At 65.7% G+C, this 23,715-nt stretch carries 22 protein-coding genes; 6 read left to right on the forward strand and 16 right to left on the reverse strand.

Annotated elements, in window-relative coordinates:
• Positions 1 to 92: 92 nt before the first annotated feature.
• Positions 93 to 443 (reverse strand): preprotein translocase subunit YajC, encoded by a 351-nt coding sequence (gene yajC, locus AC1DV8_RS16780; RefSeq protein ID WP_477152027.1) that lies wholly within the window; start codon positions 441 to 443, stop codon positions 93 to 95.
• Between the two features lie 186 nt (positions 444 to 629).
• Between yajC and AC1DV8_RS16785 the strand changes: the two genes are divergently transcribed.
• A complete protein-coding gene (locus AC1DV8_RS16785) occupies positions 630 to 1,505 on the forward strand; it encodes an ATP-binding protein (protein ID WP_477158227.1) in 876 nt (291 codons plus the stop codon).
• A gap of 112 nt (positions 1,506 to 1,617) precedes the next feature.
• A complete protein-coding gene (locus AC1DV8_RS16790) occupies positions 1,618 to 2,601 on the forward strand; it encodes a hypothetical protein (RefSeq protein WP_477158228.1) in 984 nt (327 codons plus the stop codon).
• A gap of 112 nt (positions 2,602 to 2,713) precedes the next feature.
• Here the strand turns inward: AC1DV8_RS16790 and AC1DV8_RS16795 are convergent, their stop codons facing one another.
• From AC1DV8_RS16795 to AC1DV8_RS16850, 12 genes are all read right to left on the reverse strand, one after another.
• Positions 2,714 to 3,877 carry a peptidoglycan DD-metalloendopeptidase family protein gene (locus AC1DV8_RS16795; protein WP_477158229.1) on the reverse strand — a complete coding sequence of 388 codons (1,164 nt, stop codon included), beginning with the start codon at positions 3,875 to 3,877 and terminating at the stop codon, positions 2,714 to 2,716.
• A gap of 405 nt (positions 3,878 to 4,282) precedes the next feature.
• On the reverse strand, positions 4,283 to 5,044 hold the full coding sequence (gene surE, locus AC1DV8_RS16800) for a 5'/3'-nucleotidase SurE (protein ID WP_477152031.1): 762 nt from the start codon (positions 5,042 to 5,044) through the stop codon (positions 4,283 to 4,285).
• 11 nt (positions 5,045 to 5,055) lie between these two features.
• Entirely contained in the window at positions 5,056 to 6,381 is a 1,326-nt protein-coding gene (serS, locus tag AC1DV8_RS16805; protein WP_477158230.1) for a serine--tRNA ligase, read from the reverse strand.
• Between the two features lie 92 nt (positions 6,382 to 6,473).
• Positions 6,474 to 7,343, reverse strand: coding sequence for a twin-arginine translocase subunit TatC (gene tatC, locus AC1DV8_RS16810; RefSeq protein ID WP_477152033.1), 870 nt, complete (start codon positions 7,341 to 7,343; stop codon positions 6,474 to 6,476).
• A 2-nt stretch (positions 7,344 to 7,345) separates the two neighbouring features.
• Positions 7,346 to 8,101: a Sec-independent protein translocase protein TatB gene (gene tatB, locus AC1DV8_RS16815; RefSeq protein WP_477158231.1), complete on the reverse strand. Its 756-nt coding sequence runs from the start codon at positions 8,099 to 8,101 to the stop codon at positions 7,346 to 7,348.
• 32 nt (positions 8,102 to 8,133) lie between these two features.
• Entirely contained in the window at positions 8,134 to 8,352 is a 219-nt protein-coding gene (gene tatA, locus AC1DV8_RS16820; RefSeq protein ID WP_055048811.1) for a twin-arginine translocase TatA/TatE family subunit, read from the reverse strand.
• Positions 8,353 to 8,404: 52 nt separating this feature from the next.
• Positions 8,405 to 9,505 carry an ABC transporter ATP-binding protein gene (locus tag AC1DV8_RS16825; protein ID WP_477152035.1) on the reverse strand — a complete coding sequence of 367 codons (1,101 nt, stop codon included), beginning with the start codon at positions 9,503 to 9,505 and terminating at the stop codon, positions 8,405 to 8,407.
• Complete coding sequence (gene scpB, locus AC1DV8_RS16830) at positions 9,502 to 10,173, reverse strand: SMC-Scp complex subunit ScpB (protein ID WP_477158232.1); 672 nt, start codon at positions 10,171 to 10,173, stop codon at positions 9,502 to 9,504. Before scpB ends, AC1DV8_RS16825 begins: the two co-directional genes overlap by 4 nt.
• The gene (locus AC1DV8_RS16835) at positions 10,170 to 10,961 is read right to left on the reverse strand and encodes a segregation and condensation protein A (RefSeq protein WP_477158233.1); all 792 of its coding nucleotides are present in this window, start codon (positions 10,959 to 10,961) and stop codon (positions 10,170 to 10,172) included. The genes scpB and AC1DV8_RS16835 overlap by 4 nt, the downstream gene beginning before the upstream one ends.
• Positions 10,962 to 11,036: 75 nt before the next feature.
• On the reverse strand, positions 11,037 to 13,544 hold the full coding sequence (locus tag AC1DV8_RS16840; protein ID WP_477158234.1) for an SPOR domain-containing protein: 2,508 nt from the start codon (positions 13,542 to 13,544) through the stop codon (positions 11,037 to 11,039).
• A 90-nt stretch (positions 13,545 to 13,634) separates the two neighbouring features.
• Entirely contained in the window at positions 13,635 to 15,380 is a 1,746-nt protein-coding gene (gene argS / locus AC1DV8_RS16845; RefSeq protein WP_477152039.1) for an arginine--tRNA ligase, read from the reverse strand.
• Positions 15,381 to 15,408: 28 nt separating this feature from the next.
• The gene (locus AC1DV8_RS16850; RefSeq protein ID WP_477158245.1) at positions 15,409 to 16,635 is read right to left on the reverse strand and encodes a deoxyguanosinetriphosphate triphosphohydrolase; all 1,227 of its coding nucleotides are present in this window, start codon (positions 16,633 to 16,635) and stop codon (positions 15,409 to 15,411) included.
• 49 nt (positions 16,636 to 16,684) lie between these two features.
• On the opposite strand from AC1DV8_RS16850, the gene AC1DV8_RS16855 reads away from it, so the two are divergent.
• The 4 genes from AC1DV8_RS16855 to xth all read left to right on the forward strand — a co-directional run bounded on the left by AC1DV8_RS16855 (position 16,685) and on the right by xth (position 20,227).
• Positions 16,685 to 17,038, forward strand: a complete 354-nt coding sequence (locus AC1DV8_RS16855; RefSeq protein WP_477152040.1) for a HesB/IscA family protein — start codon at positions 16,685 to 16,687, stop codon at positions 17,036 to 17,038.
• Positions 17,039 to 17,118: 80 nt separating this feature from the next.
• The gene (locus AC1DV8_RS16860; RefSeq protein WP_477158235.1) at positions 17,119 to 18,228 is read left to right on the forward strand and encodes a serine hydrolase domain-containing protein; all 1,110 of its coding nucleotides are present in this window, start codon (positions 17,119 to 17,121) and stop codon (positions 18,226 to 18,228) included.
• Between the two features lie 69 nt (positions 18,229 to 18,297).
• Complete coding sequence (locus tag AC1DV8_RS16865) at positions 18,298 to 19,419, forward strand: serine hydrolase domain-containing protein (protein WP_477158236.1); 1,122 nt, start codon at positions 18,298 to 18,300, stop codon at positions 19,417 to 19,419.
• A gap of 28 nt (positions 19,420 to 19,447) precedes the next feature.
• Complete coding sequence (gene xth / locus AC1DV8_RS16870) at positions 19,448 to 20,227, forward strand: exodeoxyribonuclease III (RefSeq protein WP_477158237.1); 780 nt, start codon at positions 19,448 to 19,450, stop codon at positions 20,225 to 20,227.
• Here the strand turns inward: xth and AC1DV8_RS16875 are convergent.
• The 3 genes from AC1DV8_RS16875 to ilvD all read right to left on the reverse strand — a co-directional run bounded on the left by AC1DV8_RS16875 (position 20,224) and on the right by ilvD (position 23,051).
• Positions 20,224 to 20,424 carry a hypothetical protein gene (locus AC1DV8_RS16875; RefSeq protein ID WP_477152044.1) on the reverse strand — a complete coding sequence of 67 codons (201 nt, stop codon included), beginning with the start codon at positions 20,422 to 20,424 and terminating at the stop codon, positions 20,224 to 20,226. The two genes, xth and AC1DV8_RS16875, sit on opposite strands and share 4 nt — an antisense overlap.
• 70 nt (positions 20,425 to 20,494) lie before the next feature.
• Positions 20,495 to 21,241: a tetratricopeptide repeat protein gene (locus AC1DV8_RS16880; RefSeq protein ID WP_477152045.1), complete on the reverse strand. Its 747-nt coding sequence runs from the start codon at positions 21,239 to 21,241 to the stop codon at positions 20,495 to 20,497.
• 85 nt (positions 21,242 to 21,326) lie between these two features.
• Positions 21,327 to 23,051, reverse strand: coding sequence for a dihydroxy-acid dehydratase (gene ilvD / locus AC1DV8_RS16885; RefSeq protein WP_477158238.1), 1,725 nt, complete (start codon positions 23,049 to 23,051; stop codon positions 21,327 to 21,329).
• Positions 23,052 to 23,715 lie beyond the last annotated feature (664 nt).

Genomic DNA, 23,715 nt, shown 5'->3' on the forward strand with positions numbered 1-23,715 from the left:
TGCCCAGGGGCAAGCGGAGCCCAGTGGCTCCGCGTCTATGTCAGAAATGCGTCAGCCGGCCCACTTGCGCGGTGCCGGCTGAAAGGAGTGGCTCAGGAAGCCTTGTTGTCGTTGACCGGGGTCGACTTGGAGCGCACGTCGGTGATGCCGGAGCGAGCGATCTTGACGCGGGTGCCCTGGGCGATCTCGACCTCGAGATCCTCGCCATCAACGGCCTTTGTCACTTTGCCGACAATGCCGCCGGAGGTAACGATGGTATCGCCACGGGTGATCGCGCCGAGCATCGCCTGATGCGCCTTCATGCGCTTCTGCTGCGGGCGGAAGATGAGCAGCCAGAAGATCACGACCAGCAGCAGGATCGGGGCAAACTGGATAATCAGATCCATGCCGCCACCGGGGGCGGCGGCGCCTGCGGCTTGCGCATAGGCGGGGGTCACGAACATTAAGAAGCTCCTTGCTTAGTGGCTGTCGGCACGTCGGATGGCCGTTGTTGACCCATATAGGGCTGGTTTCCGGCGAAGGGCAGTCCTACCCGGCAAAAATCGGCCGGAATATAGAGGCGGTGCACAAGGATTGCAAAGCCAATCGGGCTGCGTCAAAACGGGGGCGTACCCGGGAGTTCTGCCCTTATGACCGACGACCATTCCGCCGCCATCGCGGCGGCCCTCGCGCGCATCGCCGACACGCTGGAAGCCATGAAGCCGAGCATCGCTGTCCCTGCCCCGGCGCTGACGGAAGCCAGTGCCTATCACTGGGATGCCGCCACCGGCACGCTGCTGCCGGTGCCCAAGGTGTCGCGCGTGCCGCTCAGCATGCTCAAGGGCATCGATGACGTGCAGGAGATCCTGCTGCAGAACACCCTGCAGTTCGCGCACGGCTATGCGGCGAACAATGCGCTGCTATGGGGCGCGCGGGGCATGGGCAAGAGCTCGCTGGTGAAGGCCGTGCACGCGCATATCGACGCCCTGGGTGAAGCCGGCCTGAAGCGGCTGATCCTCATCGAGATCGCCCGCGAGGATATCGAGGCCCTGCCCCGGCTCATGCGGCTGATCTCGCGCGAGGACGCCCACTTCATCGTGTTCTGCGACGACCTCAGCTTCGACAAGGACGAGACCAGCTACAAGTCGCTGAAGACCATCCTCGATGGCGGGCTCGAAGGGCGGCCGGAGAACGTGCTGTTCTATGCCACCTCGAACCGGCGCCACCTGATGCCGCGCGACATGGTGGAGAACGAGCGCTCAACCGCGATCACGCCGGGCGAAGCGGTGGACGAGAAGGTATCGCTATCGGACCGTTTCGGGCTGTGGCTCGGCTTCCACAACTGCGACCAGCCGACCTACCTCGCAATGATCCGCGGCTATTGCGACGAGTATGGGCTCACGATCGACGACGAGACGCTGCGGGCTCGTGCGGTGGAATGGTCGATGACACGGGGCGCGCGCTCCGGTCGCGTCGCGATACAATTCGTGCGAGCCATCGCCGGGGAGCAGGGCAAGGCTATCTAGCCCCAAGTGCCGGCGGCCAACTCAGACCTATGCCGAGTTCCCTTAGCTTGCGGCGCAGGACCGATACTGCAACGAATGCCTCCGATTTCCAGACGAGGGGCCGAGGGGAATTATGAGCGTTTCGCATAAGTTGAGGTGGTCGCACGGCGAAGCGACCATCCTGAGTACGGCTGCCATGCTGGCCGACACCACCTTCCTGCTCGACGGCAAGCCGTTCAAGCCGTTCGCGCGGGCGCCATGGCTCGGCACGGTCGACGATCCCTCGATCACCGGGCACCTGCGCGTGCTGGCGGGCGATTTCGTCGGTCTGCCCTTCGGCACCGGCGGCCGCACCGCCGGTCCGAACCTGCCCGAATGGGGTAGCCTGATGACGCAGAAGGCCAACGACACCATCCATGGTCCGAGCGCCCATCGCGAGTGGACCATCGTCCAGGGCGACGACCGCAGCGTCACGCTGTCGCTCGACTACGATCCGGACTCGGTGGTGCGCAAGGTCGAGCGGGTGATCACCGCTCGCGAGGGATCGCCGGCGCTCGATTTCACCATGCGGATCTTCGCCCGCCACAAGGCCGCGATCTCGGCGGGCCTCCACCCCAACTTCCGCATGCCCGACGATCCGGGCCGGCTGGAGTTGAAGCTCGATTTCCAGTTTGGTCTCACCCATCCCGGTCAGACCGCCGAAGGCGATCCGCAGGAGTTCGAGAGCCTCAGCTCGGTGCCGAAGGATGGTGCTCGTGTGGACATGTCCCACGTCCCGCTGTCGCCGCGGACCGACAAGAACGTGCAGCTCTGCGGCGCCACCAGCCCCCTCACCGGGATCTATCTCGACGAAGGCGCCGGCTTCGAGCTCGACTGGGACCGCGATCTGCTGCCCACCCTGATGATCTGGCACACAGACGGTGGCATCAAGGGCGAACCGTGGAACGGCCAGTTCCGCGCCGTCGGCCTCGAGCCCCTCGCCTCGGCCTTCGACCTTCACACCGACGTCTCCACCGGCCCCAACCCGATCAACACGCGCGGCATCAAGACCTGGGTGGACATCGATCCGGCCAAGCCGCTGGAGATCCGGCACTCGGTAAGGGCGTTTGCGGTTTAGCCACCCACCGGCCTGCCTTCTCCCACAAGGGGAGAAGGCAGTCAGCCTCACCAAGCCCAAACGACAAAGGCCCCGGATCGCTCCGGGGCCCTCTCAATTCTAGCGTCCGAACTCAGCTGGCGAGCAGCGGCAGCGGGTCCACCGGTGTGGCGCCCTTGCGCAGTTCGAAGTGCAGCTGGGACTTCGACACCGAGCCGGTCTTGCCGGCGGTGCCGATATTGTCGCCGCGGTTCACCACGGTACCCTTGGCGACGTTCATATCCTTGAGGTGGGCATAGGCCGAGACATAGCCATTGGGGTGGCGGATCAGCACGAGGTTGCCATAGCCCTCGACACCGGAGCCGGCGTAGATCACCTGGCCGTTCTCGGCAGCCCGCACGGCCGCGCCTTCCGGCGCCTCAATGTTGATGCCGGTGCCCTTGGAATTGGCGAAGTCGGTGATGACGCGGCCCGAGATCGGCCAGCGGAACTTGTCCGCTCCGGAGAGCACGGGCTCGGTCTTGGGCTGCTGCAGCGGCTGCGCTTCGGCAACCGACGGGGCGGCTGCGGCGGGAGCCAGCGGCTTGACCGCCGCCAGCGGCATTTTCGCCTCGGGCTCGATGGACGCAACGGTGACCGGCTTGGGCGCGGCCAGATCGGACGGCGGCGCGCCGAGCGTCTGCGGCTTGGTGCCCTTGGGGCCGAGCGCCGCGAGGTTCGAAGCCTTGCCCGGGATAACGATCTTCTGGCCGACATAAATCTTGTCCGGCGAAGAGAAGCCGTTGGCCTGGATGATCGCCTGGGCCGTCACGTTGTAGCGGCGTGCGACGGTGTAGAGGCTTTCACCGCTTTCAATCACGTGGACGTAGGCGTCCGAGGGGACGGAGACGAGGGTGTTCGAAGCCGGGGCGGACGCCAGAGTGGTAGTGGCCGGAACCGGGCTCAGGGGCTGGGCAGCGGGCATCATCTGATTGCTTCCGTTGGCTGATGAAGTGAGCACAGGCAAGTCTTCGGTCGATACTGAGCCAAGCGGCTGGCTACCCAGGGGCTGGCTGCCCATGTTGTTGGAGCCGACCAGCGCAGGACCGGAACCGCCGCCAATGTTTTCTGGAGGAACGAGCGTCTTGGGCATGGCCTGCGCCGTGTTCATCGGCGCGGCGGAGTTGACCGAGCCGGTCGTCGTCCGGTCAAAGCCGAGGCCACCAAGCGAGCTACACCCCGAGAGCGCCGTGGCACCTGCGAACAGGCCCACAATCGCGGCGGTTCTAAACGTCTTACCGGTCACGCGGTTACTCATCAGTCCACTCTACGCAGGTACTCAATGGACTTGAGATTAGGGCGTTAAGGTAAAGAGTGATTTAAACGCGACGCAAATTGCTCAAATCGCCGATCACGAGATTCAGGAGTCGGTAGGGTTAAGGGACCCTGCACCTGAACAACGCTTCAGAACGCCTTCATGTACGGACAAACGAGCGGCGGCGACATGGCAGCTCCCCTGCCCCATCTCCCGCGTCGACGGTGCGCGATCCGCCCCACAACTTGGCGAGACCTTCGAGGCTCCGGGGCCCGCCGGCCGCTTATCCCCGCGCGCGCTGACGGTGCGACAATGGCCGTATCGACGTCAGAGGGGAGGGAGAAATGCACAAGGACTTGCAAGGGTACGAATTGAACGAAACCAGTTCAGTTCGTTCAATTCTGGACTTCAGAGCGCCAAGGCGCCGTCCAGCTGGCCGACCATCTCGTAATGCGTGTGCTGCAGCATCAGCGGGGTCACCGTGATGGCGTTGCCGTGCATGGCGAGCCGGAAGTCGTGCTCTTCGTCGAGCGGCTTGGGCGTCTCGGGGATCGCGATGAAGAACTTACCGGCGTTGTCGCTGGGGTAGTAGGCCATGGGTGAGCGGGCGAAGCGCTGGAACGGCACGACGCGGATGCCGGCCACGTCTTCGGGCGCGCAGAACGGGATGTTGACGTTGAAATAGGCGTCGCGGCTTTTCACCGAGCCCATCAGCTGGCTGACCACGCGCGCCGCATACTGGCGCGAGTTGGTCCAGTCGACGTCGGTCCCGCGCTCATAGTCGACGCCCTGGCTAATGCCGATGCCGAGCGCACCGTGCAGCGCCCCTTCGCGGGCGCCCGCGACCGTGCCGGAGCAGTTGAGGATATCGCCGAGGTTCTGGCCGTTGTTGATGCCGGACAGCACCAGCCCTGGCTTCAGGTCCTTGCAGATATGGGTCATGCCGGCAACCACGCAGTCGGCCGGAGAGCCGCCGACGATGGCGTACACCCGCTCCTCACGCCGATCGACCCCAAGTTCGCGCCCGAAGGTGAAGCGATGCGAGGCACCGGATTGGTTGCCATCGGGCGCCACCACCCAGACGTCATCGCTGATCGTCAGCGCAATCTCGCGCATCACCGCGATGCCCGGGGCGTCCACGCCGTCATCGTTGGTGATGAGGATTCTCACACGGTTCTCACTCAAGATTTCGCGCCGATCGACGTCAGGCCCTTCATGTAAGGCTGGAGCACCTCTGGGATGGCGATCGAGCCATCTTCCTGCTGGTAGTTTTCCATCACGGCGATCAGGGCCCGGCCGACGGCGACACCTGAGCCGTTCAGCGTATGAACATGACGAATCTTGCCGTCCTTGCCCTTCACGCGTGCATCCATGCGACGCGCCTGGAAGTCCCCGCACACCGACACCGACGAGATCTCGCGGTAGGTGTCCTGCCCCGGCAGCCAGGCCTCGAGATCGTAGGTCTTTTGAGCGCCGAAGCCCATATCGCCGGTCGAGAGCATCATCACGCGGTAGTGGATGCCCAACTGCTTCAGCACATCCTCGGCGTCCGACAGCATCTTCTCGTGCTCTTCGCCCGAGGTCTCCGGCGTGGTGATCGCCACCATCTCGACCTTGTTGAACTGATGCTGCCGCAGCATGCCGCGGGTGTCACGGCCCGCCGAACCGGCCTCGGACCTGAAGCACGGGGTGAGTGCCGTGAGGCGCAGCGGCAGTTCGTCCTCCGACAGGATGCTGTCGCGCACGAAGTTGGTGAGCGGCACCTCGGCGGTCGGGATCAGGGCCAGCCGACCGTCGCCATGCGGGGTGAAGAACAAGTCGTCGGCGAACTTCGGCAACTGGTTGGTGCCGTAGAGCGCGTCGTCCTTCACCAGCAGCGGCGGCTGGACTTCAGTGTAGCCGTGCTGATCGACGTGTAGATCGAGCATGAACTGGCCAATCGAGCGCTCGAGCCGTGCGAGGTGGCTCTTCAGCACCACGAAGCGGCTGCCGCTGATCTTGGCGGCGACTTCGAAGTCCATCTGGCCCATGGCCTCGCCGGTTTCGAAGTGCTCCTTCGGCTTGTAGCTAAAGCTGGGCTTTGCCGGACGCGCCTTGGCGGCGGTGGCGGGAGAGCCGTTTAGGCCAAAGTACTCTTTGTTGTCAGCCTCGTCGGCACCGCGGGGCACTTCTTCGAGCGGGATGTTGGGGATGACGAGCAGCGCGTTGCGGAGCCCCTCTTCCGCGTCCCTGCGGGCGGCTTCGCCGGTCTGGATCGCGTCCTTGAGCGAGGCGACCTCGGCCATCAACTCGTTGGCCTTGGCCTCGTCCTTCTGCGCCTTGGCCTGGCCGATCAGCTTCGACATGGCGTTGCGCTTCGCCTGCGCTTCCTCGACGGCGAGGATCGCGGCGCGGCGGGACTCGTCGATGGCGATCAGCTCGGAGGCCTTGAACGGCACGTTCTTGCGCTCGGCGAGCGCAGCATCGAACGCGGCGGGATTGGCTTTGATCCAGTTGATATCGAGCATGGGAAGACCTGCGGCGGGAGAAGGGCTCTGCTTTACCGGATTGGGGTGCCAGCGCAAGTCCCTGCCGGGACCGCGCCCCCATCGGCAGCGCCCTACTCGGACTTCTCGACGTCGGTACCTTCGGCGCCCTCGGCGGCCAGAGCGGCGGCACGGCGTTTCTCGATCCAGCGGACGGAAAGGATGGAGATTTCGTAGAGCAGGTACATCGGCAGCGCGAGGCCGATCTGCGAGATCGGATCGGGCGGCGTGATGAAGGCGGCGAACACCAGGATGCCGACGATGGCGTACTTCCGACCCTTCTTGAGCGTACCGCTCGAGATCAGATCGATCTGAGCGAGCAGCGTCAGGATCACCGGCAACTGGAAACAAACACCGAACGCGAGGATCAGCGTCATCGCGAGGCCGAGGTACTCGCTGACCTGCACGAGCATCTCGATGTCCTGGGTCTGCATCGAGAGGAAGAAGCGCATCGCCATAGGCAGCACGGCGAAATAGACCAGCAGCCCGCCCATGAAGAAGAAGACCGGCGTCGCGACCAGGTATGGCAGGAAGGCGCGCCGCTCCTTCTTGTAGAGCCCTGGCGCGACAAAGCCGTAAACCTCGATCGCGAGGTACGGGAAACCCACGAAAATGGCGGCGAAGAACGCAACGTTGAGCTGGGTGAAGAACAGCTCCTGCGGTGCGGTGTAGATCAGCCGGAAGTCATCCGGAATCACCGACTGCGCGCCATGCGGAATCACCGCGAGGTAGGCCGCGCGATACGGCTCGATCAGAACCTCGAGGATGGTCTGCGAGAAAAAGAAGAAGACAATCAGCAGGCCGAAGATGACCAGCAGCGAGCGGATCAGGCGCTTGCGCAGTTCGACGAGATGATCAAGCAGGGGCGCCTCGCTACCGGCGAGTTCGTCCTCATCGGTCTTGGGCGCGTCTTTGGGCGCTGCTAGCTTGGTCTGTTCGGCCATGGTCACGGCTTCTTGGCGGCAACAGCCGGCTTCTTGGTGGCGGGCTTGGTCGCAGGCTTCTCAGCAGCGGCAGGCTTGGCCACCGCCTTAGCCGCAGGTTTGGCAGCGGTCTTGGCAGCAGGCTTGGCCGCGACGCTTTGAGCCTTCGTCACCGGAGCAGCGGCTTTGACGGTGGCCTTCTTTGCAGGCGCTGACTTCACCGGAGCGATGGCCTCGACGGGTGCGGGCGAGTCGATCGGCTTCGCGGCCTTGGGCGCAGCCTTCTTAGCCGGGGCGATGTCGGCGGCGGCGACCTTGCTCTCCGTCGGCGCCTTGACGCGCGGGGCGCGAGCGGCCTTGACCGGGGTCTTGGCGACTACGGCGGGAGGGGCGATCGGGGTCATCACTGGGGTAGCGGCGGCGGGCGCCGTGATGCCGGCTGCAGCCTTGATCTCGTCGACGACGCTCTCGACCTTGGGGTCGGCCGGCTTGATGATGCCCGAGGGCTTTACCTCACCGGTTGCCGTCGTCGCGTTGAATTCCTTGCGGATCGCGTCGGCCGTGGCCTTCAGCGGCTGCGTCACCGACTGGCGGAGATTGGCGATCTCGTTGAGACCAGTGGTCTTGTTCAGCTCACGCTGAAAATCGGCGCCCATGCGCCGGATAGTGCCGGCGAACTTGCCGACCCTGTGCATGAGAGCGGGAAGCTCTTTGGGACCGATGACAATCAGGGCCACGACCCCGATCACAAGCATTTCGGTCCAGCCGACGCCGAGCATATGGTTGGCTCCTGGGAGCGGCCGTCAGACGATCAGGCGTCCTTGGCCTTCTCGGTCTCGCGGGCAGGTTCGACCGTGGTCGAAGCGTCGATCTGCGCAGCAGGCTTCTGCTCTTCGTCGCGCATGCCCTTCTGGAAGGACTTGATGCCGGAGGCGACTTCGCCCATCAGCCCGGCGATCTTGCCGCGTCCGAACAGCAGGATCACCACGATGGCGACGACGATGATGCCCCAAATCCCTGGCGCGTGCATGGATGGTCTCCGAAAGAATGCTCTACGCTTACACTAGCGCAGAGAAATAGGTTCAATCCTTGGCGAACACAAGGACGTGTTCCGGGTTGAGGGTCAGGAATACGTCCGAACCCACGACAAGGTTACGATCGGCCCGACGGCGGATCTGGATGGGGCGGTCGAGACCGGTGACGCTGACCTCGCAGAGGTCAATACCGATGGCATCGCGCTTGGCCAGGACACGCCCCGGAATCCCGGGGCCTTCCGTCGCCACGTCGAGGGAGCCGATGGGCCGGATGGCCACCGTCACGGCAGTGCCATCGGCATGCTTTGGGGCCGGGACCGGACCGAGCGGCGTCTCCACCCTGCCAGACTGCACCCGTGCCTCGATCTCGCTCAGCGGCGAAAAGAAGCGGGCGGCGTTCAAGTCGACCGGACGATTGTAGATTGCGGAGGCGGTATCGATCTGCGCCAGCTTGCCATGGCGGAGCAGCGCGATGCGATCGCCCAGCAACATCGCCTCCTCGGGATCGTGCGTGACGATGATGGTGGTGGCGTGAGTCTCGCGCAGCACGGCGAGGGTCTCGCTGCGTACCGTCTCGCGTAGGCGCGCATCGAGGCTCGAGAACGGCTCGTCCAGCATCAGGATGCCCGGCCGCGGGGCAATCGAGCGAGCGAGCGCCAGGCGCTGCTGCTGGCCGCCAGACAGGCGATGGGGATAGTCCGCCTCGCGGTCATCAAGGCCAACGCGCTTCAGAGCCTGCCGGGCCTGGTTCAGAGCTGCAACGCGGCCGAGCTTGCGCAACCCGAAGGTGACGTTCTGCAGCAGCGTCAGGTGCGGGAACAGCGCAAAGTCCTGGAACATCAGGCCGATGCCGCGCCGATCGGGCTTGGCATGGACGCCGGGGCCGGAGACGATCTGGTCGTTGATCTTCACCGTGCCGCCGTCGATCCGCTGGATGCCGGCGGCGACGCGGAGGATGGTGGATTTGCCTGAGCCGCTCTCGCCGAGCAGGCAGACGATCTCGCCTGGCACCAGAGCCAGCGAGAAGTTTTGCAGCACCGGCCGGCCGCCGAGGGTGACATCCACGGCGTCGAAACGAAGTGCCGCGGCGAAGGCGACGCCGGCAGTGCCGCGCGGGCCCCAGTCTTCTAGTTCCGGGCTGTCGGTCATTGAACGCCGTCGCTCTCGCCCTGGTCGTCGGGCTCCAACGGGTCCTCATCGTCGCGCAGCGGGCCATCGAAGGGCAACGGGACCTGGAAGGCGGGAGGCAGGCGGCTCGAGAGGAGGCCGGAGCCTTTGAGTTCCTCAACGCCGGGCAGATCGGCGAGGCTTTCGAGGCCGAAGTGATCGAGGAAGGCCTCGGTGGTGCCGTAGGTGACCGGTCGGCCCGGTGTGCGACGACGGCCGCGCATGCGGACCCAGCCGGTTTGCATCAGCACGTCAAAGGTGCCGCCACCGCTGGCGACACCGCGCACCTCCTCCACCTCGGCACGGGTCGCCGGCTGGTGGTAGGCGATGATGGCGAGGGTTTCGAGCGCCGCGCGGGAAAGCTGGCGGCTTTCGGTCTCTTCGCGGCGGAGCAGGAATGACAAGTCGTCTGCGGTGCGGAAAGCCCATTTGTCGCCGCGGCGGACCAGTTGCACGCCATGGCCGATATAGCGCTGCGCCAGCCTCTCAAGCAGGACCGGCACATCGGCACCGTCACCGAGATATGGCGCTATGTCGGCCGGAGACAGCGGTTCGGCGGAGGCGAACAGGATCGCTTCGAGCACCCTGAGGTTGCGCTCGGCGATCTCGCCATGTTCGTCGAACTGGTCGTCCGGCGCTTCGTCGGTCATTCAGGCTTCTTTCCATCGACCTTGCGGCGCATGAACAGCGGGCCGAAGGTCAGGGTCTGGCGCAGTTCTATTTGCCCCTGCCGGGCAAGTTCAAGGCTTGAGGCAAAGCTCGAGGCTGTGGCGGTCTTCCTCTGCTCGGGATTGCTCAGGTACTGGTCCAGATAGGCGTCGAGCGGCACCCAGTCCATGCTTTCGCCGATCAGCCGCGTCAATATCTCGCGCGCTTCCTGTAGCGACCAGACGCTGCGCTCGAACAGGTGGTAATCCTGCGGCACGTTGCGCTCGCGACCGGTGGCGTAGGCCTTCAACAGCTCGTAGAGCGAGGCTTCCCAGAGGTTGCGGCGCTCCACCAGCACCGGCTCAGGCTGGCCGCGCGCATGCACTTGCCGGCCCAGGCGCGGGCGGTTGATCAGCTGCATAGCGGACTTCCGCATCGCCTCCAGCCGCTTCAGGCGGAACTGCAGCAGCGCCGCCATCATCTCGCCGGAAGGTTCGTCATCGCTGGGCGCCTGCGGCACCATCAGGCGGCTCTTGAGGTAGGCGAGCCAGGCCGCCATCACGAGGTAGTCGGCGGCGATTTCGATGCGCTTCTCGCGCACCGTCTCGATGAAGCTCAGATACTGCTCGGCGAGCGCCAGGATCGAGATATGGGAAAGGTCGACCTTCTGCCGGCGGGCGAGGTCGAGCAGCAGGTCGAGCGGGCCTTCGTAGCCGGCGACGTCGACATACATCACTTCGTCGCGCGGCGCGTCCGGCGTCGCGAACCAGTCCGTGGATGTGTCGCTCATGAAGTCGCCTGCCCGCTCAGCTCGTGCGAGCTTGGTCCCGAACCGAGACGGGCGTCAAGGAATTGCGGGTGCCGATCAACCGCCGATCGGCACGCAATCCACGCCATTTGCCTTGAGGCTGGCGCAGGTCTGGGTGGCTTCCTGGAACGAATCCACCGGCAGCACGACGCGATACCACGTGCCCTTGGCACCAAGGTTGACCTGGCGCACTGCCAGGCTGCGCCCTGCCAAGAGACCCGCGAGGCGGCTCTGGGTGGTGCGGAGCGACGATTGCGCGTCGCCCTCGGTGGGCTGCGAGCTGAGCTGCACGTAAGGGCCGCTGCCGCTTGCCGCGGGTGCAGGGGCCTGCGCCGCGGGGGCCTCAACGCCCAGATCCACTGCCTGGGTCGGTTCGACCGCCGCTACGGTTTGATTGGAACCGCCGCCGAGAACCGAACGATCCGCCGGGCGAGCGACCGGAACCGGAGCAACGATGCTCGGATCGATCGTGGGCGCCGGCCCTGTCTCGGCGAGGGCCGAAAGCTGGGTAGCGTCTGCCGCCGGTTCGGGATCAGTGGTGATGGCCGCGCCGATCGGATCGGCGGCAGCATCGGGAACGGCGGCGAGAAGTTCGGACGGCTGCACGTCGGCACCCGGCAGATCGGGCACGGCCGGCCGGTCGACCGGCAGTTCCTCGTTGCCGGCGACGGCTTCGTCACCCGAGACGATAGTGCCATCCGGGCGGACGGTTACGGTGCGAACCTTGCGGTTGGCGAGTTCGCTTTCACTGGCGGCATCGTCGCCTTCACCAACGGTGCGGGCCACGTCCGCAACGCTGGTCTCGGCGCTGTCGTCACGCGAGACGAGTTGCTCGTCGGCGGGATTTTCGGTGCCATCAAGCTCGTTGAATACCACCGAGCCCTGCTGAGTCGGGGAGCTTGCGGCGGGAGGTGGTGTTTCCTTGACTGGCGTGGCGTCGGCCTGCAGCACCGGCGCATCGGCATCGGTGCCGCGGCCCATGCCGAGCACCCAGTAGAGGCCGAAGCCCGCGGCAAGCAGGAGCGTGCCGGCGACGGCCATGCCGACATACTGGCGCATGCCGCTGGAACGGCGCTCCGGCTTGGACTTGGGGCGCTTGTAGGGGCTCTGCTCGGCCGCCATGCCGTCGATACGACCGACTTCCGCACCGCTGGCTGCCGCCGCGGCAAGAATGGCGGCTTCGGCCGACGGAACCTGCGGCTCGGTATCCTTGAGCGCAGCCCGGCGCGGCGCAAAACCGGTGGTGAGCGGCGGGACGACCGGAGCGGCCTGGGGTGCCGGAGCGGGCGCCGGCATAGCCGGCCGATCGCTGGTCAGCTCGACGCGGACCGCTTCGCCTATCAGGCTCTCGATCTCATCCATCGGGTCGCGCTCAGCAGGCGGCTGGGGCGGCCGAGAGGCCTGCACCTTGCTGGTCGGCCCGAAGACCGGCGCGACGCCGAAGCGATCTTCCGCGCGGGGTGTCGGCGGGGCCGGCTGCGGTGCAACAGGGGCACGGAACTGGACGCTGCTGGCAGGCGCACTGCCGGCCGGACGCGGCGCAGGAACGGCACCCGGGAGCGGAAAGCTGCGCGGCGCAGGCTGCGCCGGGGCGGGACGATGCTCGACCTCGGCCTCTGCAGACCCTTCGGCCTCAGCGGTATCAAGTTCCATCGCGATCAGGTCGGCGATCGGATCGACCGACGAGGCGGCGGGAACGGCAGGGGGCGCCGCAGGCTTGGGCTGCGGCCGGGCATCGGGCGGAGCGATGGGCGCCGGAGGCGCGGAACCAAAGCCGAAATCGAAATCGAAGCTGTCGTCCGGCGAAGACGCCTTGGCGGCGGCGACCATGGGAGGCGCCGGAACCGGAGCGACGACAGGCTGGGGCGCCGGACGCGGAGCGGAGAAGGTGGGCTCCGTGCGGGGCGCAGGCGCCTTCACTTCAGGCTCGACAGCGACGGGCTTCAGGTCGGCTTCGAGTTCGGCCATGGGGTCGGCGAGCGGCGCTTCGACCAAAGGGCGAGCTTCCGCGGCGGGACGCATGACCGGTGGCGTTTCGACGGCAGCCGGACGCACCGGCACCGGGGTCTCGATGGCGGCGGGACGAACCGAAACCGGCGGCTTGGGAATCTCGCGATCCTGCCAGTTGGACATCGGCTCGGGCTTGAAGGTGGTGGACGCAGCAGGCAGCGTGCCGAAATCGAACGATGCGGCAGGCTTGGTCTCACTCTGGGGCGCAGGGGCCGTCGCCGCCGGAGCGGGGGCAGCGGCGACCGGCTGATCCATGCCGGGTATGCGCAGCACACCGGGCGCAATCGGAGTGGGACGATCGGACGGAGGCGGCACGGGTGCACTTGTGGCCTGAACCGAGGGGACGGCGGGTGCGTCCATTCCCGGGATGCGCACCAGCGGAGCCGGCCCCTGCCCTTCAGGCCTGGGCGTCTCGTTAAGGGTGACGAGCTTGGGCGCTGGCTTGGCCTCGGGCTCGGCGCCCTGGGCGTTGTTCGCCATAAGTTTGGCGAGCTCGGCGATCAGGTCGTCGGATTTATCCTGGCCATCAGGCATCTGCTGCGGTCTCGCTGTCATTGAAAGCAGCGCCCCCTAAACTAGTGGTCTCGGTGCTCGCCCTGACCCCCGCCGAGCAAGCCGGCCACTCTAGCAACCAATGCGCCGGAATTATGAAAGCTCCTCCGGGGCACTAACACCAAGCAGGGTCAAGCCGTTAACGAGCACCTGACGCACAGCACCGACAAGGGCGAGTCGGGCTGAAGTCAGCATTGAATCATCGGCGTTAACAAAACGTAAGGCAACATCTTGATTGCCCTTCGCCCAGAAGCCGTGGAACGCCGCCGCAAGTTCATAGAGGTAGAACGCTACACGGTGCGGCTCATGTGCACTTGCGGCCGAAGCAACAATGCGCGGCCACTGCGCCAGGGCCTTGATCAGCTCAAGATCAGCCTCGGAAGAAAGCAGCGAAATATCGGCTTTCGACAGCGCCTGGGCAGAAGCGTCGAGGGCCGGCATCTCATCGGCGACCTTGCGGAACACCGAGTACGTCCGGGCGTGAGCGTACTGGACGTAGAACACCGGGTTGTCGCGGGTCTGTTCCTTGACGACGGCGAAATCGAAATCCATCGCCGCATCGTTCCGCCGGTAGAGCAGCATGAAGCGGGTGGCGTCGGAGCCGACTTCCTCGACCACGTCGGAGAGCAGGACGAGGTCGCCGGAACGCTTCGACATCTTGAACGGCTCGCCGTTCTTCATCAGCCGGACCAGCTGGCAGATGCGCACGTCGATATCGGCTTCGCCATGCGAGACGGCCTTCACGGCCGCCTTTAGCCGCGAGACGTAGCCCGAGTGATCGGCGCCCAGCACATTGACCATGTGGTTGAAGCCGCGCAGGTACTTGTTCCGATGGTAGGCGATATCAGCGGCGAAGTAGGTGTAGGCGCCGTTCGACTTGACCAGCGGGCGATCGACGTCGTCGCCATAGTTGGTGGCGCGGAACAGCGTCTGCTCGCGATCTTCCCAGTCCTCGGGGGTCTTGCCCTTGGGCGGCTCGAGCCGGCCCTGGTAGATCATGTCCTCGGCCCGCAGCCAATCGAGGGTGGTGTCGATGTCGCCACCCTGCCCGTGCAGCTGGCGCTCCGAGAAGAACACGTCGTGGTGGATGTTGAGCTGGGCGAGGTCGGCCCGGATGAGGTCCATCATCGCGGCAAGGACGCGATCCTTGGCGATGGCCAGCGCCTCGGGTTCCGGCTTCTGCAGCAGCGCATCGCCGAACTCGGTCTTCAGCGCCTGCCCGACCGGGATTAGGTAATCGCCGGGATAGAAACCGGATGGGATGTCGATGGTTTCGCCGAGCGCCTCGCGGTAGCGGAGCATAGTGGACTTGGCCAGGGTATCGATCTGGCTGCCGGCGTCGTTGATGTAGTACTCGCGGGTCACGTCGAAGCCGGAATAGGCCATGAGCGACGCCAGCGCGTCGCCGAACACGGCGCCGCGGGTATGGCCGACATGCATCGGGCCGGTCGGGTTGGCCGAGACGTATTCGACGTTGACCCGCTCGCCGCCGCCGACATTGGAGCGGCCGAAGTCGCCGCCCTGCGTGGCGATCGACTTCAGCACGTCGTGCCAGACCGGGGTCGCGAGCCGGAAGTTGATGAAGCCGGGGCCGGCGACCTCCACCGAAGTCACATCCTTGTCGGCCTTGAAGTGCTCGGCGAGCGCCGTCGCCACGTCGCGCGGGTTCTTGCCGAGCGGCTTTGCCACCACCATTGCGGCGTTGGTCGAGAGGTCGCCATGCGCGGCATCTCGCGGGGGCTCGACCACGATGCGCGACAAGGCTTCCTCGGTGATCGAGGGATAGAGCCCCGTTAGGGCGTCAGCGACACGGGTGGCAAACAACGCGAATACGTTCATGGCAGTACCTTTGGAAGGGACTGAGCCCCTACCCTATGTGGCTTTGACCGTCAAACCGGCGGGCATGCTGCTCGAGCGCGTAAGGGTCAGTCATGCCGGCGATGAAGTCGGCAACGATGCGAGCACGAGCGGCGCGATCCGGCGCGTGACGGGCTGCCTCGCCCCAGCGGCCGGGCATGTCGCCGGTAACGAGGTAGTGGTCGAACAGCATAGAGACCACGGTCTGGCTGTGGCGGACCGGGCCCATCACCTCGTCGCTGCGATAGACGCGTTCGAACAGGAAGCGCTTCAGCGCCTGCTCGGCCGCCGCTACCGGCGGCGAGAAACGGATCAGCGTCCGCCCGGCGTTGCGGACGTCGTCGGCCGACTGCGGCGCTACCTCGGCAATGGCGCGGCCGCTCTCGGCGATGACGTCCTCGATCTGCACGGTGATGAGCCGACGCTGTACCTCGTGCGCCTGCCGGCTGCGCTCGATATCCGGCCAGCGCTCCAGCACTTCGCGGACCAGCGGGCCGACCAGTGGCACGTCCACAAGGTCCGGCAGCCGGATCAGGCCGGCGCGCAGCGCATCGTCGATATCGTGCGAGTTGTAGGCGATGTCGTCGGCGATGGCGGCGGCCTGGGCCTCGAGGCTCGCATGGCTCCAGGTCATCAGGTCGGCACTGGCCGGGATGTCATTGAGCCCCTGCGGCAGCGGTTTGCCGGCGTGCAGGGCGCGGCCATGGCGGTCGGTGAGCGGGCCGTTGTGTTTGAGGATGCCCTCTAGCGCCTCCCAGCTGAGGTTCAGCCCGTCATGCTCGGCGTAGCGGTTCTCGAGCCGGGTAACGACCCGGATCGCCTGCATGTTGTGATCGAACCCGCCCCATTCAGCCATCTTGTCGTCGAGCACGCGCTCGCCGGCGTGGCCGAACGGGGTGTGGCCGAGATCGTGCGCCAGCGCCACGGCCTCGGCGAGATCCTCGTCCAGCGCCAGGGCCCGGGCGATGGAGCGGGCCATCTGGCTGACCTCCAGCGTGTGGGTCAGGCGGGTGCGGTAATGCAGGCCCTCGTGGTGCAGGAACACCTGGGTCTTGTGCTGCAGGCGGCGGAAGGCGGCGGAGTGGACGATACGGTCGCGATCGCGCTGGAATTCGGAGCGCGTCGGGCTGGCGCTGGGCGCGAAAAGCCGGCCGCGGCTCTGCGAGGGATCGGAGGCATAGGCGGCGCGTTCACCCATTATGCGGCCAAGACCCTTTTCATCGTCGCCTAACGATATTAGATTTGGCTTCCAGCGCTGCCCTCGATGGGCGGCCGAAAGGTACCTGATGTCCGAAGCTGCTCTAGCACCGAACAATGTCATTTTGACAGACCGCGCCGCCAAGAAGATCGGCCGCATCCTCGCCAAGCAAGGCGAGGGCACGGTGCTGCGCATCGCAGTGGCGGGTGGTGGCTGTTCCGGCTTCCAGTACGAGTACAAGCTGGTGAAGGAAACGCCAGCGAACGACGACCTGGTGCTGGCCAAGGACAGCGCCACGGTGCTCATCGATTCCTTGAGCCTCGAATTCATGGGCGGCGCCGAGATCGACTACGTCGACGATCTGATCGGCCAGAGCTTCCAGATCAAGAACCCGAATGCCGTCGCCGGCTGCGGCTGCGGCACGAGCTTCGCGGTCGCCTGATCGCACTCGCCTGAACCATTGTCGGCCTTGCCTCGATAGCTTCGGCTCGCTAGCGTCCGCGCGGATTTGGGAGGCGGACTGTGGATTTAGCTGGACGAGTCGACGCGGCGGTCGGTCGCGCGATCGATGGAAAACGCATCGTCGGCGCAGTTGTCCTCGTCGGCAAGCATGGCGAGCTCCTATACGAAGGTGCGCATGGCCTGGCCGATCGAGAGACCGGGCGGCCGATGGCCTCCGACGCGATCTTCAGGCTTTCCTCGCTCACCAAGCCGATCGTCGCCGCAACGATCCTCGCATTGGTCGATACGGGGAAGCTCGGGCTCGACTCCGCGATCACCGACTATCTTCCAGAGTTTCGCCCGCGCCTGCCCGATGGCGCCGCGCCGACCATCACCATCCGACAGTTGCTCACGCACACGTCCGGCCTCTCCACCGCTTCGATCCTCACGCCAGAGGAACAGGCTGCGGCCGTGAATCGCTGGCGCCTCGGCGACGACGCGATCATCGCGCGGATCGGTGCACTGCCGCTGCTTTTCGCGCCCGGGACTGGCTGGACTTACGGGCCCTCCATCGACGTCCTCGGCCACGTGGCCGGGCGGCTTGTCGGCGGACGGCTCGAAGACGCCATCGGCCGGTACGTCACCGGGCCGCTGGGCATGAACGACACCGGCTTCAGCGTCCCCGAGCTCTCCCGGCTCGCAACCCCATATGCCGATGGGGCTGATGGCCCCGACCGGATGGTGTCGGTACACACCATCCCTACTCCCTGGGGCAGCGCCGTAACCTACGATCCGGATCGGATCTTCGATAGTGCGGCCTTTCAGTCGGGCGGTGGCGGAGCGGCCGGCAGCGGCCCTGATTTCATGCGGTTGCTGGAAGCACTGCGTGCCGGCGGTGGGTCGATCCTGCGGCCCGAAACGGTGGCGCTCGGCCTTGCCAATCAGACCCCACAATTGAGTCAGGCCGGATCGCCGGGTTGGCAGTTCTCCCTGTTCGGCGCCTGGCTCGACGATCCGGTCGCGGCGGGCTCGCCGGCGCCGCGCGGCACAGTGCGCTGGGGCGGCATCTACGGGCATAACTGGTTCATCGACCCCAGTGCGGGGCTGTCGGTCGTTTCCATGAGCAATACCGGGCTCGAGGGATCGGACGGCAAGTTCCGCGACGACATATTGCAGGCCGTGTACGCTTAGGCAGCGATCCCTGAGCGTCGAACGGACGTTGGAATTGGGCGAAGGCCCGCGTGAGACCGGAGTAGGCAAATGGACTTGGCTGGGCGGATCGACGCTGTTGTCGACGGCGCAATCGCGAATGAGAAGATCGTCGGATCGGTGACGCTGGTAAAGCGGCACGGCGAGTTGGTCTACGCACGGGCGGCGGGCTGGTTTGACCGGGAGGCCAGGGTGCCGATGCGGCGCGACGCGATCTTCCGGCTGGCCTCGGTGACCAAGCCGATCGTCGCGGCGACGGCACTGGCAATGATCGAGCGCCGGCTGATCGGGCTCGACAACGCAGTCAGCGATCACCTGCCCTACTTCCGGCCGAAGCTGAAGGACGGCAGCGAGGCGCGCATCCTGATCCGGCACCTGCTGAGCCATTCCTCGGGGTTGGGCTATGGCTTCAGCAACCCGGCAATTACCACGGGGCTGCAGCAGACCGAACTCGACCACGAGGCCAACCTGACGCTGATTGCGCAGGAGCCGCTGCTGTTCGAGCCGGGCACCGGCTGGGAGTATGGCGTCAATATCGACGTGCTGGGCGCCATCGTCGCCAAGATCCAGGGCGGCACACTGGGTGAGGCAGTGGAGCACTACATCGTCGGGCCACTCGGGATGAAGGACACCGGGTTCTCCGTCAGCGACCAAAGGCGGCTGGCAGTGCCCTATGCGGATGGCCCCCCGGGGCTGCGACGGATGGGCGACCCGGATGTGCTGATCAATCCGCTGGGCGAGCGGACGGACTTTTCGCCCTCGCGCATTTTCAACAGGAAGGCATTTCAATCCGGCGGCGCCGGCATGGTCGGCTCGGCCGATGACCTGATGACCTTCTTCGAGACCATCCGCGCCGGCGGCGGCGATGTGCTGCGGACCGAAACCGTCGAGATGGCGGCGCAGAACCAGATCGGCGACCTGCCGCGCCGGCCGCAGGATGCGGGCCAGCGCTTCGGCTTCCTCTCGGCGATCGTCGACGATCCGGTCGCGGCAAACAGCCCGGTGGCGCGGGGTACGCTGCGCTGGGGCGGGGTCTACGGCCACGAGTGGACGGTCGATCCGGCCAGCGGCATCACCATCCTGTCGATGACCAATACGCCCTATGAGGGCTGCAGCGGCCAGTACCGGTTCGACATCCGCGACGCGGTTTACGGCAGGACGGGCGGCCAGTAGGCTGCTCCGCGCAACTGGAGTCGGCCGCATGCGCATCGCCACCTGGAACATCAACGGCGTCAAAGCCCGGCAGGGACTGCTGCTCAAGTGGCTGGAGGATGTCTCGCCCGACATCGTGTGCCTGCAGGAGATCAAGTCGGTCGATGATGCGTTCCCGCGCATGGAGATCGAGGCCCTCGGCTACAATGTCGAGACGCACGGCCAGAAGAGCTGGAACGGCGTCGCGATCCTGTCCAAGCATAAGTTCGACGAAGTGACGCGGGGATTACCCGGTGACGATAGCGACGAGCAATCGCGGCTGATCGAGGGAGTATTCTCGGTCGAAGGCGGTGTGGTGCGGGTGTGCGGCATCTACCTGCCGAACGGAAATCCGGTGGGCACCGACAAGTTCACCTACAAGCTGAGCTGGATGGACCGGCTGCACACGTTCGTCGAGGGTAGGCTGGCTTTGGAAGAGCCGTTCATATTGCTGGGCGATTACAACATCATCCCGGCGGCTGTGGATGCGAAGAATCCGAAGCAGTGGGTGGGGGACGCGCTATTCCGGCCGGAGAGTGCCGAGAAGTGGCGGGCGCTGCTGAACCTGGGGCTCACCGATGCGGTGCGGGCGGTGACCGATGAGCCGTCCTACACGTTCTGGGACTTCAAGACCTTCGGGTGGGATCGCGATGACGGGATACGGATCGACCACCTGCTGCTGTCACCACAGGCGGCGGATCGGCTCAACGACGTGACCGTGCACCGGGAAGTGCGCGGCATGGACAAGCCGAGCGACCACGTGCCGGTCGAGAGTGATTTCGCGTTCTAGCGGATATTGCCGGCCGTGTTCTTGGCTTTCAGCACATTGCTGGCGTCGGCCACCTGAACGGTGTCGTCGCGATCGAGGAAATGCGCGATCGAGGCCGTTGCGATGCGGGCCTGGTCCGAGACGTCGTTGACGAACCCGCGGACATCCTTGGGGAGCGTGATGACGACGATGAGAGCGAGAATGATCGGCAGGCGCATGATGGAAATCCAACGGGAGAATGGCCCGATGGTTGCACCAGTGCGGCTGAATTGATCCTGAACGCGGCTGTCAGAGTCCGCCGAAGCGGGTGCCAAGCGAGTCGGCGAGCTCGACGGCTTGCTTGCGCTGCTCGGGGGTAGCTACGGACATCGCGTTGGTGAGCAGGTCGTGGATCCAGCCGTCGTCGGCGGTCCCGGCGGCACGGCGCGAGGCGACGGTGAGCCACATCAGGCCTTCGATCGGATCGGCTTCTATCCCCTGCCCGTTGAACAGCATGCTGCCAAGCTTGGCCTGGGCCCCGGCATGGCCCTTGCGGGCCGCGAGGTTGAGCCAGCGGGCGCTCTGCAGCGGGCTGTCGCCGAGTTCGGCGTCATCGAGATAGAGTTCGCCCACCTTGTACTGCGCATCGGCGTCGCCGAAGTAGGACGCGGCGTGCATGATCAGCTTGTTGGAATAGGCTTCGTTCTTGGGAATACCGGCTTCCGGCAGGCCGGTGCGATAGTACTCGCCGATCTTGAGGAACGACTGCGCGACGATATCGGCCTCGACGCCCTTGGGGGCGGTATCGGCGTGCTCGTCGGCGATCTGGCTGAAATAGCCGAAGGCCTTGACCGGGTCCTTGGCGACGCCCTCGCCGCTCTCGTACATCAGGCCGAGCTGGAACAAGGCCATCGGCTGGCCCGCGAGCGCCGCATCCTCCAGCGCAGCGACCAGGTCGGCGCTGGAGATGCCGCCGCCGGCGCCATCGAGCTGGTTGGCCATGGCGAGCGCCGCATCGGCAGCCGTCTCCGGCGCAGCCGGCATGGACGGCAGCACGCCGCTCACCTGAGCGGCGGCCGGGGTGACTACGCCCGCAATCGCGAGCGCAGCCCAAAACGCAACGGAGACAAGGGCTCCTGCCCTAAATGTCCGCATACTGCTCCTTCTCGCCCTTGGCGCCGGGGTTGGTCAGCGCGCCGTAACGCGCCGGTCCCACCAGCTGGGCATACTTCCAGATTGCGCCCGAGCCGTACTCGGTCTCGCGCGGGGCCCAGCTCTTCGAGCGCCGGGCAAACTCTTCGTCGGACACGTTGACCGAGATCTCGCCGGCCGTGGCGTCGAGCGTGATGATGTCGCCGTCCTGAATATGGGCGATGGGGCCGCCGATTGCGGCTTCGGGGCCGACATGGCCGATGCAGAAGCCGCGGGTGGCGCCGGAGAAGCGGCCGTCGGTGATGAGCGCAACCTTGTCGCCCATTCCCTGGCCGTAGAGTGCCGCCGTGGTCGACAGCATCTCGCGCATGCCGGGGCCGCCCTTGGGGCCTTCGTAGCGGATGACGAGCACGTCGCCTTCCTTGTAGGTCCGCTTCTCAACCGCCTCGAAGCACGCCTCTTCGTTGTCGAATACGCGCGCCGGGCCGACGAAACGCAAGTTCTTGAGGCCAGCAACCTTAACGATGGCGCCGTCTGGTGCCAGATTGCCACGCAGCGCCACGACACCGCCGGTGGGCGAGATCGGGTTCGAGGTCGAGCGGATGACGTCCTGCTCGGTGTTGAACTTCACCTTCTCGAGGTTCTCGGCGACGGTCTTGCCGGTGACGGTCATGCAGTCGCCGTGGAGGAAACCGCCCTCGAGCAGCGCCTTCATCACCAGCGGGATGCCGCCGGCCTCGAACAGGTCCTTGGCGACATACTTCCCACCCGGCTTCAAGTCGCCGATATACGGGGTCTTCTTGAAGATCTCGCCGACGTCGAACAGGTCGAAGTCGATGCCCGCCTCATGCGCCATCGCCGGCAGGTGCAGCGCAGCATTGGTCGAGCCACCAGTGGCGGCGACGGTCATCGCGGCGTTCTCAAACGCCTTGCGGGTAACGATGTCGCGCGGGCGGAGCTGCACTTTGAGCAGCTCCATCACCTGCTCGCCGGCCTTGGCGCAGAGCGCGTCACGGATTTCGTAAGGCGCCGGGGCGCCACAGCTATAGGGCAGCGCGAGGCCGATGGCTTCGGCCACCATGGCCATGGTGTTGGCCGTGTACTGGCCGCCGCAGGAGCCGGCCGACGGGCAGGCAACGCGCTCGAGCTCGTCGAGAGTCTCGTCGTCCATCTTGCCGACCGAGTGGAGGCCGACGGCCTCGAACAGGTCCTGGACGACGACATCGCGGCCGCGGAAGCGGCCCGGGAGGATGGAGCCGCCATAGATGAAGATCGACGGCACGTTGAGGCGGATCATCGCCATCATCATGCCGGGCAGCGACTTGTCGCAGCCGGCCATCGCAACCAGCGCGTCATAGGAATGGCCGCGCATGGTGAGCTCGACCGAGTCGGCGATGACGTCGCGGGAGGCCAGCGAGGACTTCATGCCGGCATGGCCCATGGCGATGCCGTCGGTGACGGTGATGGTGGTGAATTCGCGCGGGGTGCCGTGATTGGCGGCAACGCCCTTCTTGACGGCCTGCGCCTGGCGGCCGAGCGAAATATTGCAGGGAGCGGCCTCGTTCCACGCCGTCGCCACGCCGATGAGCGGCTGGTGGATCTGCTCGCTGGTCAAGCCCATGGCGTAGAGATAGGACCGGTGCGGAGCGCGCTCCGGGCCTTCGGTCACATGCCTGCTGGGAAGACGCGATTTGTCGACGTAGTTCGATGTCATTTCTTCGTCCTGCTTGTCCGGCCGGTGTTGTCCGGCGCCCCTCAGAAGGCGCCGTTTATGGGGTTCGGCCTGACAAGGCACAAGGGCGGGAAGCGCACGAATGGTTCGGTGTGAAAGCTAATGGCTTCCACATTCGTGCAGCCCGTCCGAGTTTTGTCCTCTGCTTCTTTTAGGGTCACATTGTGGCGGGGTTCCTCAGCAAAACGTTGATCCCGATGCGCGGTGAACGGGATTCAAAGTTGCTGTTGCAAAAACGTCACGTGCGATTCATCCGGCGTTCAGGAAGCAGGCATGGCGGGGCCTCCGACCGGCTCGCGCCGTCGGTTTCGGACAGAACGAAGCGGGACCGGCGAGGCGTTTGCCCCGTAGCGGTAGTCCGCAGGTGAATGAGGCTCACGCCTCGCCGGCCGGCCGGGGTTTTGGGCCTATGCCACCAGTGCCGGGGCGCATCCCCTGCCGCATCGCGAGAACGATGGGAAACGCGGTCGGCGGCCGGAGTGCCAGCACCGCCTTCGTTGCTCCCGCCCGGCTCATGCGTGCCAGGCTTCGTCCCTTGGGCCACTCCGCATCGAGCRACCCTCGCGTGATAGCGGCTTGACCGGCGAACCGGTCCTTGCCGTGATGGTTTCCGCCTGAACTGCAGCGACCCGCAGCCCACCCGGTC

Source organism: Devosia sp. P3_B2 (assembly GCF_056402875.1).